Annotated in this window: 16 protein-coding genes; all 16 read right to left on the reverse strand. The window is 66.4% G+C overall.

The genetic code is table 11. The features are described 5' to 3' along the window. Nucleotides 1-13: 13 nt before the first annotated feature. Nucleotides 14-1,027 carry a glutaminase A gene (gene glsA, locus RGI145_RS21190; protein ID WP_075800510.1) on the reverse strand — a complete coding sequence of 338 codons (1,014 nt, stop codon included), beginning with the start codon at nt 1,025-1,027 and terminating at the stop codon, nt 14-16. A gap of 40 nt (nt 1,028-1,067) precedes the next feature. Beyond that, a complete protein-coding gene (locus RGI145_RS21195) occupies nt 1,068-1,583 on the reverse strand; it encodes a DUF1269 domain-containing protein (protein ID WP_075800511.1) in 516 nt (171 codons plus the stop codon). A 136-nt stretch (nt 1,584-1,719) separates the two neighbouring features. Next, a complete protein-coding gene (locus tag RGI145_RS21200) occupies nt 1,720-2,055 on the reverse strand; it encodes a hypothetical protein (protein ID WP_075800512.1) in 336 nt (111 codons plus the stop codon). Nucleotides 2,056-2,322: 267 nt separating this feature from the next. After that, nucleotides 2,323-4,179 carry an SLC13 family permease gene (locus RGI145_RS21205; protein ID WP_257787115.1) on the reverse strand — a complete coding sequence of 619 codons (1,857 nt, stop codon included), beginning with the start codon at nt 4,177-4,179 and terminating at the stop codon, nt 2,323-2,325. An 80-nt stretch (nt 4,180-4,259) separates the two neighbouring features. Beyond that, nucleotides 4,260-5,861: an AbgT family transporter gene (locus RGI145_RS21210; protein WP_208864010.1), complete on the reverse strand. Its 1,602-nt coding sequence runs from the start codon at nt 5,859-5,861 to the stop codon at nt 4,260-4,262. Next, a complete protein-coding gene (locus RGI145_RS21215; protein WP_075800514.1) occupies nt 5,842-7,245 on the reverse strand; it encodes a M20/M25/M40 family metallo-hydrolase in 1,404 nt (467 codons plus the stop codon). Before RGI145_RS21215 ends, RGI145_RS21210 begins: the two co-directional genes overlap by 20 nt. Nucleotides 7,246-7,503: 258 nt before the next feature. Further along, nucleotides 7,504-8,547, reverse strand: a complete 1,044-nt coding sequence (locus tag RGI145_RS21220; protein ID WP_075800515.1) for an AraC family transcriptional regulator — start codon at nt 8,545-8,547, stop codon at nt 7,504-7,506. A 327-nt stretch (nt 8,548-8,874) separates the two neighbouring features. Further along, nucleotides 8,875-9,948, reverse strand: coding sequence for a glycosyltransferase family 4 protein (locus RGI145_RS21225; protein ID WP_075800516.1), 1,074 nt, complete (start codon nt 9,946-9,948; stop codon nt 8,875-8,877). A gap of 147 nt (nt 9,949-10,095) precedes the next feature. After that, nucleotides 10,096-11,115, reverse strand: coding sequence for a PDR/VanB family oxidoreductase (locus tag RGI145_RS21230; RefSeq protein ID WP_075800517.1), 1,020 nt, complete (start codon nt 11,113-11,115; stop codon nt 10,096-10,098). 29 nt (nt 11,116-11,144) lie between these two features. Then, nucleotides 11,145-11,870: a GntR family transcriptional regulator gene (locus tag RGI145_RS21235; RefSeq protein ID WP_075800518.1), complete on the reverse strand. Its 726-nt coding sequence runs from the start codon at nt 11,868-11,870 to the stop codon at nt 11,145-11,147. A gap of 5 nt (nt 11,871-11,875) precedes the next feature. Then, a complete protein-coding gene (locus RGI145_RS21240; RefSeq protein ID WP_075800519.1) occupies nt 11,876-12,940 on the reverse strand; it encodes an aromatic ring-hydroxylating dioxygenase subunit alpha in 1,065 nt (354 codons plus the stop codon). A gap of 126 nt (nt 12,941-13,066) precedes the next feature. Continuing rightward, a complete protein-coding gene (locus tag RGI145_RS21245; protein ID WP_075800520.1) occupies nt 13,067-13,795 on the reverse strand; it encodes an ABC transporter ATP-binding protein in 729 nt (242 codons plus the stop codon). Beyond that, a complete protein-coding gene (locus RGI145_RS21250) occupies nt 13,788-14,588 on the reverse strand; it encodes an ABC transporter ATP-binding protein (protein WP_167668389.1) in 801 nt (266 codons plus the stop codon). The genes RGI145_RS21245 and RGI145_RS21250 overlap by 8 nt, the downstream gene beginning before the upstream one ends. Then, nucleotides 14,585-15,592 (reverse strand): branched-chain amino acid ABC transporter permease, encoded by a 1,008-nt coding sequence (locus RGI145_RS21255; protein ID WP_075800521.1) that lies wholly within the window; start codon nt 15,590-15,592, stop codon nt 14,585-14,587. The genes RGI145_RS21250 and RGI145_RS21255 overlap by 4 nt, the downstream gene beginning before the upstream one ends. Before the next feature lie 11 nt (nt 15,593-15,603). Beyond that, the gene (locus RGI145_RS21260) at nt 15,604-16,464 is read right to left on the reverse strand and encodes a branched-chain amino acid ABC transporter permease (RefSeq protein WP_075800522.1); all 861 of its coding nucleotides are present in this window, start codon (nt 16,462-16,464) and stop codon (nt 15,604-15,606) included. A gap of 15 nt (nt 16,465-16,479) precedes the next feature. Further along, the gene (locus RGI145_RS21265) at nt 16,480-17,658 is read right to left on the reverse strand and encodes an ABC transporter substrate-binding protein (RefSeq protein WP_237183314.1); all 1,179 of its coding nucleotides are present in this window, start codon (nt 17,656-17,658) and stop codon (nt 16,480-16,482) included. Between the last annotated feature and the right edge of the window lies 1 nt (nt 17,659).

The raw sequence follows: 17,659 nt of genomic DNA on the forward strand, positions 1-17,659 counted from the left end.
GGACATTTCTTTCCTACGAACCCCGGTTCACGGGCCGTGAGGCGAAGAGATTGAGGCCGAGCCGCTCCGACAGGAACTTGGTGGCGAGTTGTCCCCGGACACTATTGCCTGCTCCATCCAGTGGAGGAGAGAAGGTGCCGAGCCCGCCCTTACCCGGAGCAATGGTGACGATGCCGCCGCTGACCCCGCTCTTGCCCGGCAAGCCGACCTCGTAGAGCCAGTCGCCGGATTCCTCGTAGAGCCCGGCGGTTGCCAGGACAGCCAGGATGCGCCTGCAGTGCTCCTCGTCGATCACTCGTTCCCCCGTCATCGGGTTCACCCCGCCATCGGCCAGAGTCGCGCCCATCGCCGCGAGATCGCGAGCCGTGACCAGCAACGAGCACTGCCGCGTGTAGATATCCGTGGCCTCAAGGGCGTCGAAATACATGCGCCCATAGCCTTCCAGCAGCTTGGCGATCCCACGGTTGCGAAGGTTGGTGGCGGCTTCCGACTCATAGATCTCCGCATCCATCTGCAGTTCGCGCCCCGCAAAGCGGGACAGGCCTTCCTGGATGAAGCGCCACTTCGCCTCGGCCGTATCGCCAGGAGCCAGGCTGGTGGTCGCGATGGCACCGGCATTGACCATCGGATTCATGGTGCGGTCGGCGTTCAGCTCCACCGCCATCACCGAGTTGAAAGGCAGGCCGGTCGCGTTCACGCCCACATGCTCCCGAGCGGGCTCGGCCCCCATGGCCTGGCAGATCAGGGCGAAGACGAAGGGCTTGGAGACGCTCTGGATCGAGAAGGCATGGTCCACATCGCCAACAGCATGGACGACCCCGTCGGCCTCGACCACGCACAGGCCGAACAGATCCCTCGGCACCTTCGCCAAGGCGGGAATGTAGTCTGCAACCACGCCGTCATCGTTGCTCCGGAAACGATGATGCGCTTCCTCCAGAAGTTCATCGACCCTCTCGGGCGGAGGCAGGTGTCCCGTGGAGACCGAGGTCTGGTCCCGAGATTCCTCGCCGAACAGTTCCTTGTACATCCCACCCAAACTCCCTGGCGTTGCCGCAGCGCAGAATCGCCTAAGAGACGGCTGCGGGTCGGACGGCTTCGCAGGCTCCGGCCAGTGCCTCCTGCAATACCTCCTCCTTGCTTTCATCGAAGGAAGAACGAAGAATCTTGCCACCGACGCCCTGAAGTCCCGCCATGACCTTATCCGCGGTCATCTTGCGAATCAGCAGGAAGAGCGCAGCCTGCCCCGAATCCAGGGTTGTCGCCACTTCCTTCATGAAGGGGTCGCTGATCCCGAGATCGGTCAGCTTGCCGCCCAGCGCGCCCGAGGCGGCGCCGATCGCCGCCCCGGCAAACGGCATCATCACGATCAGTCCGATCAGGGAGCCCCAGAGAGCACCCCTCGCGGCGCCGCTCGCCACCGGCTGGAAGATCTGGTTCAGCTTCACGCTTCCGTCAGCGCGCTTCACGGCGACGACCGCATCGCCCAGTTCGATCAGGTACTCCTTCTGCATGGCGAGCACGTGGGACCGCACTTTCTCCGCAACCGCTTCGTCAGGGAAGGCTATCACGAGGAGATCGGACACAATCCTGAATCCTTTGGTTCATCCGGTAGGAATACATTCTGCGCGAGTGTAAAAACGGACAGCAAGAAATGCGCGCCCCACGGCAGGGACGCGCATCCATTCGTTCGCATGGCCAAGCCAGGAACCCTTGACGAAGCTAGTCCTGAATGGCGAGCGTCGTCTTGTTGAAACGCACCATCCGCGTGCCGCCATTGCTCGGCAGTTCCACCACGGCGACGCCGCGCCCGAAATCCAGTGCCACGATCCGGTTCGCCGGATAGCGAGCCTTGATGTTGTTCAGGAGGTCCACTTCCAGAACCTCCTGCACCGAATTGCCCTGGGTGGCGCGGGCCTGCACCTCGGCCCGCTTCTCCGGGCTCAGTTCGGCCAGCAGAGCTTGGTTATAAGCCGGCGAGCCCTGTGCCATGGCATAATGCGGAAGTACGGGAGCCGAGATCAGAAGAGCGAGAAGCGTTGCCTGGCGTAACTTCATGACCGAGATCCTTCCGTTCGTTGGAGCCCACCTGCCATAGGGAATGACGAGGAACCGTCCCTCCGGCGGCAAAGGCCTTACAAGGTCCGGATCCGACTGGATCCTGCCCGGCCCAGGAGCCACCACAGAACGATTGGGCCGAGCCAGCAGGATAGGCCCGTCCTTCAGCTGGATGATGTGCGGACAGTCCCGGTACTATGCCCAAGATCCCAGAACGGCGTGGTCCGGAACTATCCGTTCCCTGTGCCGCCCGCATGGGGGCCCGGATCAGCGGAAGGGGAGCAGCCAGGGCACCAGCAGGAGGCTCACCATCATGACCACCATCGTGAAAGGAACGCCGATCTTCACGAAATCGCCGAAGGTGTAGTTCCCCGGACCGACCACCAGCGTATTCACCGGCGACGAGATTGGCGTCATGAAAGCCGCGGAGGCCGCAAGTGCCACGGTCATGGCAAAAGGATAGGGCGACGCACCGAGATCCTTCGCGACCGCCAGGGCGACCGGTGCCATGAGCACCGCTGTGGCGGTGTTGGAGATGAAGAGGCCTAGTACGGCAGTGATGACGAAAAGGATGGCCAGCACCGTGCGGGGGGCAGCGTTCCCGGTCAGCGCCAGCACGGCATCGGCGGCGAGGTCGACACCGCCCGTGCGCTGCAGCGCGAGCGAGAAGGGAAGCATGCCGACGATGAGGATCAGGCTTTGCCAGCTCACCGACCGATAGGCGCTGCTCATGTCGACGCAGCGGAACAGTCCCATCAGCAGGCAGCCGATCAGCGCGGCATGGACGTTGGGCACGAGGCCGCTCACCATCAGGCCGACCGTCAGGGCCAGGATCAGGACGGCCTGCGGCGCCCGCTTCGCGGCGGGCAGCACCTCCTGCATCTCGGCGGGCTGGGTCAGCACGATCAGGTCGGAAGCATTGCGCTGTAGCTCGCGGATATCGCCCCAGAAGCCGATCAGGAGGAGCGTGTCGCCGACTTTCAGCTTCTCCTCCAGCAGACTCTGTCCGAAGATCTTCTGGCCGCGACGCAGGCCGATGACGGTCAGCCCATAGGTCGCGCGGACACGGGCCTTGAGGATGCTCTGGCCGATCAAGGGGGATTCGGGCGGCAGCATCGCCTCGACCATGCCGATCTCTTGCGACTTGTCCAGGAAGTAGGCGCCATCGGAAAGCGGCATCCGGCGAAGATGGAAACGGTGCCTCAGCTCGTCGATCTCGACGTGGGACGCCACGACATCGATCAGCAGGACGTCATAGGTCTGTAGCGCGGTCTGGGCCGAGGGCCGGAGCACCTCCGTTGAGAAGCGCCCGCCGCGCTCGATCGCCAGGATGTTGATGCCGGAATCGCGAAGCGAAAGCTCCTCCAGCTTCTTGCCGATCAGGGGCGATTCCGGGGAGACACGCACACGGTACTCCCGCTCCGCGAGGCCGTACTGGTCGATCCAGTCTCGGAGGCTGACACGCGGCCGGGCCACTGCCGTCTCCGGCCCGCCAGCCAGCAGGCGGCGCGCGAAAAGCATATAGCCGAAGCCCAGGATCAGGAGCGGCAGGCCGAACGGCGTGAAGCTGAAGAAGTGGAAGCCCCCGGCGCCCTGTCGCATCAGTTCCGCATTCACCACGAGGTTCGGGGTCGTGGCGACCAGTGTCATCATGCCGCTGATCAGCGCCGCGACGCTGAGCGGCATCATGAGCTGGCGCGGCGGTGTCCCGGTGTTCTGGCAGATGCGCAGGACCACGGGGATGAAGATCGCCACCACGGCCGTGGAACTCATGAATGAACCAAGGCCGCCGACCACCAGCATGAGCAGGACGAGCAGGCGCGTCGGGCTGCTGCCGGCCCTGGCATTGAGCCAGTCGCCCAGGCGCCGCGCCACTCCGGTCCGGACCAACCCCTCCCCGATCACGAACAGCGCGGCGATCAGAACGATGTTCGGGTCCGCGAAGCCGGCCAGCGTCTCGTTCACCGTCACCACGCCCGTGAAAGGCATGGCAGCCATCATGATCAGGGCCACCGCATCCATCCGGGGGCGGTTGAGCACGAACATCACGATGGCCGCGACGAGAAGAAGAAGGATGGCGGCGAGCGAAGACGTCATGGAAGATCTCTGCGGATGGAGAGGCACGCTGGGGGATGGCTGGCGCCGCTGTCTGCCCGTGTCCCGCGCGATGCCAGGAAGCGATGCCGGGCTTCCGTGCCGGGCGGTTAGCCCGGCCCCCAGGGCAGGCCCAGCAGGAACCAGCCCGCGAAGAACAGCGTCCAGATCACGCAGAGCACGAGCACATAAGGCAGCATCAGGGCGATCACCGTTCCGATGCCCGCATCTTCCTGATACTTCTGGCAGAAGACGACGATCATCGCGAAATAGGCGTTGAGCGGCGTGATGGCGTTGATAGGCGAATCCCCGACCCGGTAGGCGGCCAGCACGGCCTCGGGATCGACCTGGAGACGCATCAGCAGCGGTACGAAGATCGGCGCGAAGATGGCCCATTTCGCGACGGCACCCGTCAGGATCAGGTCCAGGAGAAAGGTGACGATCACGAAGCCGACCAGCAACCACAGCGCATCCAGGTTGGCCCGCTGCAGGATATCCGCCAGCGAGACGGCGGCAAGGGTTGCCATGTTCGTGTAGTTGAAGAAGGCGATGAACTGGCTGATCACCAGCAGCAGGAGGATCAGCCCGGCGAGGTTGCCGATCGCCTTCTGCATCGCGGCAATGACCGCGTTCGTGTCCTTCAAGGTTCGCGCACCAATCCCATAGGCGGCGCCGCTGGCCAGGAAGATCAGCGCGATGGAGACGATCAGGCTGTTCATGAAGGGGGAGTTGCCGACGATCGCGCCTGTCACCGGATGCCTCAGGGGCGCCCCGGGTGGCAGGGTCAGCAATCCCAGCAGCACGGTGACACCGATCAAGGCATAAAGGGCGTAGCGCAGCCCGCGGCGCTCATCCTCGGACAGACCTGTATCCTCGGTAACAGTATAGCTGCCCTTGTATGCGCCGAGCCGCGGCTCGATCATCCGGTCGTTGACCAGGGAGATCAGCACGGTCAGCATGATGACTGACCCGATCGAGAACCAGAGATTGGCGGCGAGATCGATCGAGATATTCGGGTTGACCAGGTGGATCGCGTCGTTGGTGATCTCGGTCAGGATTCCATCGGTCGGTACGATCATGATGTTGACGAGAAAGGCGGAAGCTACCGCTGCGAAAGCCAGGCCCAGCCCGGCGAGGGGATGCCGCCCGACGCTGATGAAGGCCGCGGCGGCGAGCGGGATCAGCACGAGGTAGCCCGCATCCGCCGCGATGGAGGAGAGGATGCCGATGAAGACCAGGATATAGGTCAGCGCGGCAGGCGGGGCGACGATCACCAGCTTTCGAATCAGTGCCTGGATCAGCCCGGATTCCTCTGCCACCCCGACGCCGGTCATGGCGATGATGATCACCCCCACAGCATTGAAGTTCATGAAGTTCTGGACGATGCCGGTGAACATGAACCGGATGCCGTCGATGCTCAGCAGGTTGCGCGCGGACACGGTGTGATCGACCAGCTCGTCCGTTTCCAGGTCGAAGGTCTGATAGGACACCCGCGCACCCAACAAGGACAGGGCGCAGGACAGCAGGATGACCAGCGCGATCAGGATCACGAAGATCATCACCGGGTGCGGGACACGGTTGCCGATCCGCTCGACGACGTCGAGCGTCTTCTGCATGAAGGTCTTGTGCTCCGGCGCGGCTCCTTCCAGCGGGCGTTCCCCGCCGGGAGGAGCCGCGTGCGGATAGTCCGGTTCAGCGTGTGGCGAGAGCATGGAGTATCCTGGCCCAGGAACGTGTGCCCCGGTGAAAGCTTTCGAGATCGTATTTCTCGTTGGGGCTGTGGATGCGGTCGTCCTCCAGCGCGAAGCCGGCGAGGACCACATCCATGCCCAAGGCCTGTTTCAGTTCATGCGTGACGGGAATCGAACCGCCGCCACCGATGAAAACCGCGGGCTGGCCCCACTCCGCGGTCAGGGCCTCTCGCGCCTTCGCGAAAGCCGGATCGTCGATAGGGAAGCGGATCGCCCGGCCGGCGCCATGCTCCAGGAACTCCACCCGGCAATCCGCCGGGATCCGGGCACGGACGAAGTCGCGGAATGCCTGTCGGACCGCATGGGGATCCTGGTCGAAGACGAGGCGAAAGGAAACCTTCGCGGAGGCGGTGGCGGGGATCACGGTCTTGAACCCCGCGCCCTGATACCCGCCTCCCATGCCGTTGACCTCGCAGGTCGGACGTGACCAGACCATTTCCAGGACACTGCGCCCCTTCTCGCCGGCCGGCGCGGAAAGCCCGACCGCACCCAGGAAGGCTGCGGTGTCGAAACCCAGGCTCTCCCATTGCTGCCGCAGGGTCTCGGGCAGTTCTGGCACGCCGTCATAGAAGCCGGGCAGGGTGACCCTGCCCTCGGCATCGTGCAGATCGGCCAGGATCCGGGCCAGGATGTGGTTCGGATTGGCGGCCGCCGAACCGTAGAAACCTGAGTGCAGGTCGCGGTCGGCGGCGTGGATGATGACCTCCTCGCCGCAAAGGCCCCGCAACATCGTCTGGATCGCGGGAATCCCAGGGGCCCACATGTTCGTGTCGCAGATCAGGCCGATATCGGCCTTCAGTTCCGAAGCATGCTGACGCAGGAAGGCAGGAAGGTTCGCGCCGCCCGATTCCTCTTCGCCTTCGATCAGCAGGGTGACGGCGATCGGCAGGTTGCCGTGGATGACCTTCCAGGCCCGGCATGCCTCGATGAAGGTCATGACCTGCCCCTTGTCGTCCGAGGCACCGCGCGCCCGGATCACCCGCCTGCCGTCGGGCCGGGTTTCCAGACGGGGGTCGAAGGGATCATGCTCCCAGTATTCCAGCGGATCGACGGGCTGGACATCGTAATGGCCATAGAAGAGAGCCGAGGTGCCGCCCTGGCTGGTGGTTTCTCCTGCTGTGCGGGCAACCACGATAGGGTGGCCGGGTGTCCCATGGGCGGCGGCCTCGAAGCCGATGCTCCGCAGGTCCTGCACCAGCCAGTCCGCGCAGGACCGGCAGTCGTCTGCATAGGCGGGGTCCGTGGAGATGGAACGGATGCGGAGCAGGGCGAAGAGCCGCTCCAGGCTCGCCTCCAGGTCAGAGTCGATGCGTGCCAGGACCTGATCCAACGTATTCGTGGACATTCCGCCTCCCTCCCCGCAGACCGAACGGAAACCCACGAGGCTTCGGCAGGGGTTGCCGTTCCAACCGGTGGCGGTTCCGCGATCCGGACCTTCGACGGGCGATTCCCGCCGGCCCGGCTACGACGAAGGGGGGGGCGAGAAGCTAACTGTCGAGGAAGGCTAATTCTTTCGGCGGCTGGCGGCCATAGGCCATGGATGCCGCCGCTGTGCACCCCGTCCCAGGATGGATCAAAAGCGCAGCGGAAGGGCCGCTGGCAGTCATGCGGGCGGCACGGCCCCACGCCTGTTCCCGGCACCTAGCCGTCGGAGCAGGCCGCCGAAGTCAAGGTCGCAGGACGCGGAATGCATGGTCTCCGCCCCGATGGCCCGAAGGCCCTGTCGGCTGGCCGCACGCGCCTCGCCCGGCGTGTAGCCGAACTCCCGCCGGAAAACCCGGCTGAAGGCGGAGGCATCGAAGAAGCCCAACTGCTCGCCGATCTCGGCCACCGAGGTATGGCAGCCGGGCTCCGAGAGCATCGCATGCGCCATGCGCAGGCGCTGTCCCTGTATGTAGTGAGCCACGCCACCATGCGGTTCGAAGAGCCGGTAGAGGTTCGATCGCGAGACACCCGCCAGGCTGCAGATCCTCTGCGGGTCGAGCGTGGCACGGCCGATATTCTGCCGGATCACATGCCTTATCCGTTCCATCCGGGCGGTCGCCTTGTCCGCAGGCGAAACGGTCCCCGGTGCGATGCCGGCGAGGAGGCAGGCCGCGATCATGGAACGTGTCGCCGAGGCCAGGACCGGCACTTGTTCCGGCGTCATCGCCGACAGGCGTCGTTCCAGCAGCAGCAGGTAGTCCGCCAGAAGCGCCGCGCCGGGGGTTTCGAGAACGCCGGCCCCGAGCGCGGCCAGACCCATGGAAAGCTCCGGAAAAGCGTCGCGCGGGATATAGAGCGAGAGCCAGTCCGCGTTGGTCCGGTCGCTCTCGGAGGGCTCGCCGAGCGAAAACAGGGCCAGCACCTCCGGGCTTGTGACGAAACAGGCCGATGCGGAGCGGTACCGGGACGTGCCGGTCCGGGCCACGCGCAGCACCCAGTGATCGATCGAGTCGCGACGGATCTGACGGGCGCTGCGTTCGATCGACACGCCCGGTGCCGTGTTGCGGCTCAGGGCGAGGGCGCCGAAGGACCAGATCACGTTGCGGCCGGAGAAGCCCGGACCCGGGCTCCCCGTCGGCACGATGGTGTTGAAGGACTTGTACGTGCTCTGCCACAGGTCGAGACGGCTGCGCGGTTCGACGAGATCGGTCGAGAAGATCACCGGCTGAAGCGGGGATGGGTCTGTTCCGTGGGATGCGGGGGGCGGCGAGGCATGCCGCTCCACTCCCGCTGGTCCAACCATGGAAGGACCAGTGTGATGCACCGGAGCGTTCGCGCTCACACGGTTCATATCTCCTACTCCAGACCCATGCTGCCCGTAGCCAGGCTAGGCCAGGGCCGGGCCAGGACGTGTCCGCCACCAACATACATCATTTCGGAAGCGGTTTACATGGTCCGGATAGCCGCCCGTTGCAGGCGACCAGTCTGGCCGGAATGCGGAGCATCACCGGCGGCGATCCCAGGTGGACTCGCACCAACCAGCCCGGTGTCAGCCGAGCTGGGGGATGGGGACCAGGGCGCTGCGGAGGAGCGACTTGCATCGCGCCCATGACCAGCCCTCCGCATGGCTCCGGCAAACCGCACGGTCCATGGCGAGGGCATCGAGACAGGCAACGCGAAGGTCCTCGTTCATGGCGCCAACGGGATTCGGCGCACCGCCCAGCACATCCAGGGGGCCCGGGACAGGGAAGGCGGCGACGGGCGTTCCGCTCGCCAGGGCCTCCAGCATCACCAGGCCGAAGGTGTCCGTGCGGGAGGGGAAAACCAGGACATCCGCATCCGCGTAGCAGGCCGCCAGCACCTCTCCGTGCTTCTGACCCAGGAAGTGTGCATCCGGGAAGCGGGCCTGAAGCGCCGCGCGTCGCGGTCCGTCGCCCACTACCACCTTCGAGCCCGGGAGATCGAGGCTCAGGAAAGCCTCGATGTTCTTCTCCACCGCCACCCGGCCGAAGCAGGCGAAGACCGGGCGCTGAAGCCCGGCATAAGGGTCAAGCGAGCCGCCCCGTAGCCCTGGCCGGAAGCGTTCCAGATCCACCCCGCGAGTCCAGAGCCGGAGGTTCGGGAAGCCACGGCCTTCCATCTCCCGCAACAGGGAGGGAGTCGCGGCCAGTGTGCCGGCGGAAGCGGCATGGAAGCGGCGCAGGACGGCCCAGGACCAGCTTGGCGGCACGCGCGCCCGCAGGTGCAGGTAGTCCGGAAAGCGCGTGTGGAAGGAGGTCGTGAAAGGCCAGCCACGGCGGCGGCAGGCCGCTCGCATCATCCAGCCCAGCGGTCCTTCCGTGGCGATATGGATGGTCTGCGGCCGGAAGGCTTCCGCCTGGGCCTCCACCGAGGCGCGGGAGAAGCAGGCGAGCCGGATCTCCGGATAGGAGGGCATGGGCAGGGAGGCGAAACGGTCGGGGCCGAGAACCTCGACCACGTCGCCGTCGCGCCGGAGGAGATCGGCGACGGTCCGCAACGTCCGCACGACACCGTTGACCTGCGGTTCCCAGGCATCCGAGACGATCAGGATGCGCGCGGGTGCCGAGGGGAGCTGGCTGGGCGCGCCGGGCGTCCGCTGCATCAGGCAGGCACCGGCTGCACGATCAGCCGGTGGCGCCTCGCGAATGTCTGTTGCATCCGATGCCCGGTAGCCCGTTGTGCCGCCGGTATAGGGTCTGCCCCACCTACCCAGAGTGAAGATTCGTTGAAAGCCGGTGAGCGGGCTGATTCAGGGGCGCAGCATCTGCAGTTCCGGACCGGAACGGAGCCGTTCGTCGCCACGGAAGGCCGTGTCCACGGTGATGACGCCGCCGACCACACGGGAGACGCAGGCGCAGATCCTGCGGCCTTCCTCGTGCTGATGGTCGCTGAAGAAGACATCGCGATGATCCACGATGCCATCGGCATCCAGCACGTCCATCGCGCACAGGCCGCATTCGCCACGCCGGCAGTCGGACAGGACCCCGACGCCGCTGGCCTCCAGCGCCTCCAGCATGCTGCTGTTGGCCGGCACCCGCACCTCCAGGCCCAGGCGAGGAAGCCGGACGGTGAAGGCCTCGGTCGGATGGCGGCCGGAGGAACCGAAGGTCTCGAAAACCAGCCGGGCGCGGGGCCTGCCCGCAGCGGCCCATTCGCGCTTCGCCGCCTCCAGCAGACCGATGGGGCCGCAGATATAGGTCTCGGCCTCGGGTTCGAGGGAGGAGAAGGCCCGGTTCAGGTCGATCCTTCGTCCCTCGGCCTCGCTGAAGATCTCGAGCTGCGCGCCGAGTTCCGTCTCCAGTTCGCTGAGATAGGCCATCTCGGCACGGGAACGCCCCGCATACAGCATGCGGAAACGCGCGCCACGCCGCCGCAGGGCCGACGCCATGCCACGGATCGGCGTGATCCCGATCCCGCCCGCGACCAGCAGATACTCGGGCGCGTCACCGGAGAGCTGGAAGAAGCTGTCTGGCGCCGTGACCTCGAGACGTGCCCCGACGGGCAGCGACCACATGTAGCGCGAGCCTCCCCTCCCCGGCTCCTCGCGCTTCACGGCGATGCGCCAGCAGCCGTCCCGCGGCTGGTCGCCCACCAGGGAGTAGCGGCGCAGATCCGTCCTGCCATCGACCATCACCCGCAAGCAGAGATGGCTGCCGGTGGCATAGGGTGTCGCACCGCCCTCGGGCGCCAGGGTGAACTCGCGAATGCCCGGCGTCAGGTCACGCGTGCCGCGAACCACCGCCGTGATCCATTGTCCGTCGAACCGCATCTTTCTTGTTCCTCCCCTGCGCCGCGCGCTCAGGCCGGCAGGCGGCGCTGGATCAGGGCGCCGCCCTGGACCAGATGAAGCTTGCCCTGGCGCAAGGCCAAAGCGAGGTTGCGATGGGCGAGGCGGGCGTGCTCGCGCATGATCGCCTCGGCCCGCGCCCCTTCCCGCAGCGAGATCGCCTCGACCACGCTGCGATGCTGTTCCTGAGCCACGGTCAGGATCACCCGCGCCTCGGGCAGCGCGCCCTGTGCCATGACGAAGCCGCTGGGGGATGCGAAAGGCAGCGCCACCGCCTGCCCAACCTTACGCGCCAGCACCGGGCTGTCCGCCAGTTCCAGCAGGAGCTGGTGGAAATGCTCGTTCAGCGTCACGTATTCGGTGAAGTCGATTCCGCCTGTGGAGTCACGTGCCAGGACGGCATCGATGCCCTCCAGGATGTCGCGCAGATGGGCCAGCCCTTCCGGCGAGGCGCCGCGTTCGGCCGCGAAGCGCGCCGCCAGCCCCTCCAGCGTGCCACGGACCTCGATCGCGTCGCGGATCTCCCGTTCGGTAAAGGCCTTCACCATGAAGCCGCCGGAAGGAATGGGCTCCAGCAGTCCTTCCTCCGCCAGCCGCGCCAGCGCAGCCCGCACCGGCGTGCGCGACGCGCCCAGGCGCTCGGCGACACCGTTCTCCGACAGCCGCTCCCCAGGCGGCATGCTGCCGCTCAGGATCACCTCCCGCAGCTTCAGCAGGGCCGCGACGCTCTGCGACATCGTGGCTACTCGGCCGCGACCGGCAGGGAAGGTGCGCCACCCGTCTCGGCCTCGATCAGGCGGTCGATCAGTCGCCGTGCCCAGAGCGCCCCGGCATCGATGTTCAGGTTGTAGAAGACATGGTCCGGATGCTCGTCGATTGCGCGCTGCTGCGCTTCGACGATGATCTCGTCTTCCCGGAAGACCTTGGTTATGGCATCGCGGATATCGGTTGTCACGCGCTGCTCGTGGATGCGGTAGTCCCGCACATTGGCCCAGAAATAGTGGCAGGTCTTGTCGGTCGCGGGAGTGATCGTGTTGATCACGATCATGCTGACGCCTTCCTTGCGATCCCCCTCCGGCGCGCCGGTCCCGGTCGGAGCCACGCCCACATCGATGGCCACCGTGCAGGGCGCCTCGAAGCGGATGATCTGCCAGCGGTCCACATTGCCGGGTTTGCCGAGTTGGGCGCGCCAGAAGGGCGGCGGCTCGATATCGACCATCCAGCGCGTGACCGTCGCCGTCCTTTCGCCATGTGTGACGTCGAAGGGCGCTTCCGCCACCGCATCGTTGCCGATGCTGCTGCCATGGATATAGGTCTCATGGGTCAGGTCCATGAGATTGTCCACGATCAGGCGGTAGTCGCAGGCGGCGTGGATCACCTTGCCGTCGCCGGCCCAGGCCGGGTCATGGTTCCAGTGCAGGTCCGGCACCAGCGCCGGATCGGCCAGGGCCGGGTCGCCCGGCCAGATCCAGATGAAGCGATGCTTCTCCACCACGGGGAAGGACCGCACATTCGCGGAAGGATTGATCGTATCCTGGGACGGCATGAAAGTGCAGCGCCCACGCGCGTTGAAGCGCAGGCCATGATAGGCGCACTGCACCTCGTCACCCTTGAGCCTGCCCATGGAGAGCGGGACGAGGCGGTGCCAGCAGGCATCCTCCAGCGCCACGGCGCGATCGTCCTGGGTGCGGTAGAGCACGACCTTCTTGTTGCAGATCGTGCGGGCCAGGAGTTCCCGCTTCACTTCCGCATCCCAGGCGGCTGCGTACCAGGCATTCAGGGGAAAGGTCGGGGTCTTGTTGCCCATGGGGGCCTCCACATGGATCGTTTCCTGGCGCCCTGTATACAAGCTGGATACCAATACGCCAAGTCTTTTGTCTTCTATATCTCCTGACGCGCGGAACCGATCCGAAGGACGGAGACCCCATGTCCATTACATGGCGGGAAGCACCACCCCCTTCCGGGATACGCCCAGGTAGCGTTCCAGGACCTCCGTTTCCGAGCGCAGTACGGAACTCGGGGCTGCATGCACGATCCGGCCGCGTTCCAGGATCACTGCCTCGTCCGTGACGCCCAGGATCTTCTGCGCGTGCTGTTCCACCAGCAGGGCGGAAAGACCCTCGTCCCGCATGATCCGGCGGAGAGCCGACAGGAGTTCCTCCACGATGATCGGCGCCAAGCCCTCGGTCGGCTCGTCCAGCAGCAGCAGGCGCGGATTCAGCACGAGCGCCCGTCCCACCGCCAGCATCTGCTGCTCACCGCCGGAAAGCTGGTCCCCCATGTTGCGGCGCCTTTCCTCCAGCCGGGGGAACATGGCGAAGACCTTGCGCAGATCCCATGGCCCTGGCCGCGCCACAGCGGTCAGGTTCTCCTCGACAGTCAGGGAGCGGAAGATGTTGCGCTCCTGCGGCACCCAGCCGATGCCCGCCAGGGCCCGACGGTCCGGGGACAGGTTGGTGATGTCCCGCCCGTCAAGATGGACTGTCCCGCCGAAACGGCGAGTCACCCCGATGATGCTGTTCAGGAGCGTGGTCTTGCCCATGCCGTTGCGTCCCAGCACGGCCATGGAGCGGCCTTCGGCAAGACGCAGCGAGACATCGTGCAGCACCGCGGCCTGCCCATAGCCCGCCGCGAGATGCTCCACCGCCAGGATGTCAGCCATGCTCGCCCTCCCCCAGATAAACCTCCCTCACCCGTGGGTCCGAGGCGACCTCCGCCACGCTGCCCTCCATCAGCACGCCGCCCAGCACTAGGACCGAGATCCGGTCGGCGAAGCGGAAGACCAGATCCATGTCGTGCTCGATCAGCAGCACGGTGACATCACTGGGCAGTTCCGCGATGCGGTCGAGGATCTCCTCGCGCTCCGCCTCGGGCACCCCGGCCGCCGGCTCGTCCAGCAACAGCACACGGGGGCGACAGGCGATGGCCAGGGCGATCTCCAGCAGGCGCTGCTGGCCATAGGGCAGGTTGACCACACGCTCCCCCATCACCCCGGATAGGCGGAACCGTTCGAGGATGGCCACCGCCTCCTCCACCACGGCCGGGCGGCTGCCCACGGACCGCCACCAGGAGCGGCCGCCATAGAGCCTCTGGGAAATGGCCAGGCCCGCCGTTTCCAGCACCGTCATGGCGGGGAAGAGCTGGTTGATCTGGAAGGTCCGGGCTAGGCCGCGGCGCACGCGCTGATCGGGGCGCAGTGCCGTGATGTCCTCGCCATCCAGCAGGATCCGGCCAGAACTTGGGCGAAGCACGCCGGTCAGCAGGTTGATGAGCGTCGTCTTGCCGGCCCCGTTCGGGCCGATCAGAGCGTGGCGGCTGCCCTGGGCCAGCGAGAGGTTGACGTCCCGCGTCGCGTGCAGCCCACCGAAATGCCTGTTCAGGCCCAGCGTCTGCAGCGCCGGGCCGGGCCCGGGATCGGGCCTGGGCGGGGAAAGGTCCTGCAGCATCGCACTCATTCGGCCGGCTCCGGGACATGGCTGGCGGCGGCAGGCTTGCGCCGGCGGAACAGGGCGGGCCAGCCGGCAATCCGGTCCCGGCCGATCAGCACCAGCGCCACCAGCACCAGGCCGATCCAGAACTGCCAGTACTGCGGTGTGATGCTGGAAAGCACGTCCTGCATCAGCTTGAACAGGACCGCACCGAGCAGCCCACCATAGAGCCAGCCGACGCCACCGATCACCAGCACCAGGAGGATATCGGCCGAGCGATGGAAGGCGAGCACGTCCAGGGAAACGAACTGCGTGGACTGCGCCAGCAAGGCCCCGGCGATCCCGGCCAGCCCGGCCCCCAACGTATAGGCCGCCACCAGCCGGGCCCGGACGGGAATGCCGATCGCCCCGGCGCGCAACGGATTTCCCCGGACCGCCCGCAGGGACCAGCCGAAGGGGGAATGCACGATCCGCCGGACCACCACGAAAGCCAGGAACAGGACGACAAGGCTGTATACAGCCGCTACCTGCCCACTCAGATCGAATTCGAAGAGGCCGAGGAGCGGACCGACCTCCATCCCTTGCAGGCCATCAGCTCCGCCCGTGAGCCAACTCAGCCGGTTGGCCAGTTCGTAGAGGACTGAGGCCACGCCGAGGGTGACCATCAGGCGCGTCAGGTCGCTGCCGCGGAGAACCAGCAGGCTGGTCGCGCCGCCCAGCAGGGTCGCGGCCACCCAGGCCAGCCCGAGGCCCAGGAGCGGGTCGGAAACGCCCCGCACCGCCGCGATGCCGGCGACATAGGCGCCGAGGCCGAAGAAGGCCGCGTGGCCCAGGGACAGGATGCCCGCATAGCCGAGGATGAGGTCCAGCGAGAGCGCGAAGAGGGCCGTGACGGCGATCTCCGCGATCAGCAGGTAGCGGTCGGGAAACAGCAGGAAGGCCGCCACGATCGCCGCCCAGGCGAGGTACTCCCCGGGATGCCAGCGGGACAGGCGCGCGAGTTGGGCAGATGCCTGCTGCGGAAGGTTCATGCCGGGGCCGTTCATCGGGTCGCCACCCGGCCGAAGAGGCCCTGAGGCCGCCAGATCAGCACCGCGATCATCACCGTGTAGATGACGAAGGCGCCGAACTCCGGCACGTAGTACTTGCCGGCGACATCGGCGATCCCCAGTAGGAGCGAAGCCAGGAAAGCCCCGGAGATCGAACTGGTGCCGCCCACCGTCACCACGATCAGGAAGTAGATCATGAACTTCAGCGGGAAGCTGGGGTCCAGCCCCAGGATCTCCGCCCCCAGCGCGCCGCCCAGCCCGGCGAGGCCGGAGCCGATGGCGAAGGTCACCGCGAAGATCGCCCCGACATTGATGCCCAGCCCGCGCGCCACGCGCGGATCGTCCACTGCGGCGCGGAGCCGGCTGCCGAAGCGCGTGCGCGACAGGGCGAGATGCAGGGCCAGCGCGATCACGCCGCAGGTGGCGATGATCAGCAGCCGGTAGGCCCCCATGCTGATGCCCATGAACTCGAAGCGGGCACGGAGCATGTCGGGGATCGCGATGAACTGCTGCGAGGACCCCGCCACGTAGTCCACGATGGCCACGGACATGAAGACCAAGCCGATCGAGAACAGGACCTGGTCGAAATGGCTGCGCGCATAGACATGGATGTAGAGCGTCCGCTCCAGCAATGCTCCCAGCAGGGCGGAGAAGAGGAAGGCCAGCGGCAGGGCGGCCAGGAAAGGCACGCCCCAATGATTCACCAGAACGAGGGCGGCATAGCCCCCGGCCATGGCAAAGGCGCCATGCGCCAGGTTCACCAAGTTCATCAGGCCCAGTGTCACCGCGAGACCGCAGGCGAGGATGAAAAGGACCATCCCATAGGCCACGCCGTCGAACAGAACGGTCAGCATCGCCGCCCCCTCCCCTCAGCCCGAGGCCGGCTTGGCCGGATCCCGGACAGCCGGAATCGTGGCGAACTCGACATTATACAGCTCGCCATCCACGCGCTCGCAGCGGCGCATGTAGATGTTCTGGACGATGTCGCGGGTCTGCGCGTCGATGGAGATCGGTCCCCGCGGGCTTTCCCAGGACAGGCCCTTCATCGCCTCCAGCAGAGCCGGCCCGCCGGAAGCACCCTTGGTCTTCTCCAGCGCCTTGTAGATCAGCGCCATGCCGTCATAGCCGCCAACCGCCATGAAGTTCGGCCGCATGTCCTTGTTGGCAGCCTTGAAAGCCTTCACGAAGCTCTTGTTCAGGGGACTGTCATGCGCGGCGGAATAGTGCTGCGAGGTGATCACCCCGAGCGCCTGGTCGCTCATGCTGCCCAGAAGATCGTCGTCCAGGACGTCGCCCAGCCCGATCAGCCGGATGCCGGCCTCCTTCAGCCCGCGTTCCGCGAACTGCTTCATGAAAACCGAACCGGCGCCCGACGGCACGAAGATGAAGACCGCATCCGGCGAGGCATCGCGCGCCCGTTGCAGGAAGGGCGCGAAATCCGGGCTGGCCAGAGGGACGCGCAGGGATTCCGGCACCTGCCCGCCAGCCTGCACGAAGGGCTCCTTGAACCACTTCTCGGCATCGATGCCGGGACCATAGTCGGACACCACGGTGACGACCTTGCGGATGCCGTTCTCCGGTGCCCAGCGCCCCAGGGGCAGGGCCACCTGCGGGACGGTCTGGGAGGTGCGCACGACGAAGGGCGAGGCCTCGGTGACGCTGGAGGTGGCGGCCGCCATCACGACCTGCGGCACCTTGGCGCGGGTCGCGATCGGCGCTGCGGCGAGGGCCAGTGGTGTCAGGCCGAACCCCGCCAGGACGGCGGCCTTGTCGTTCACCACCAGCTCCTGCGCGAGCCGCCGCGTCGCATCCGCGACATTGGCATCGTCGCGGATGATCACCTCGATCGCACGCCCGGCGACCTCGCTGCCGTTCTGCTGCATGTAGAGGCGCACGGCGCCCTCGATCTGCCGCCCGGTCGAGGCGAAAGGCCCCGTCATCGGCAGGATCAGGCCAATCTTGAGCGGCTCCGCGGCCCGCGACAGGCGCGGCGCGGCGAGTGGCAGGGCCATGGCGGTCCCGGCAGCCAGAAAGTCTCTTCTTCTCACG

This window comes from Roseomonas gilardii, assembly GCF_001941945.1.
Classification (GTDB): domain Bacteria; phylum Pseudomonadota; class Alphaproteobacteria; order Acetobacterales; family Acetobacteraceae; genus Roseomonas.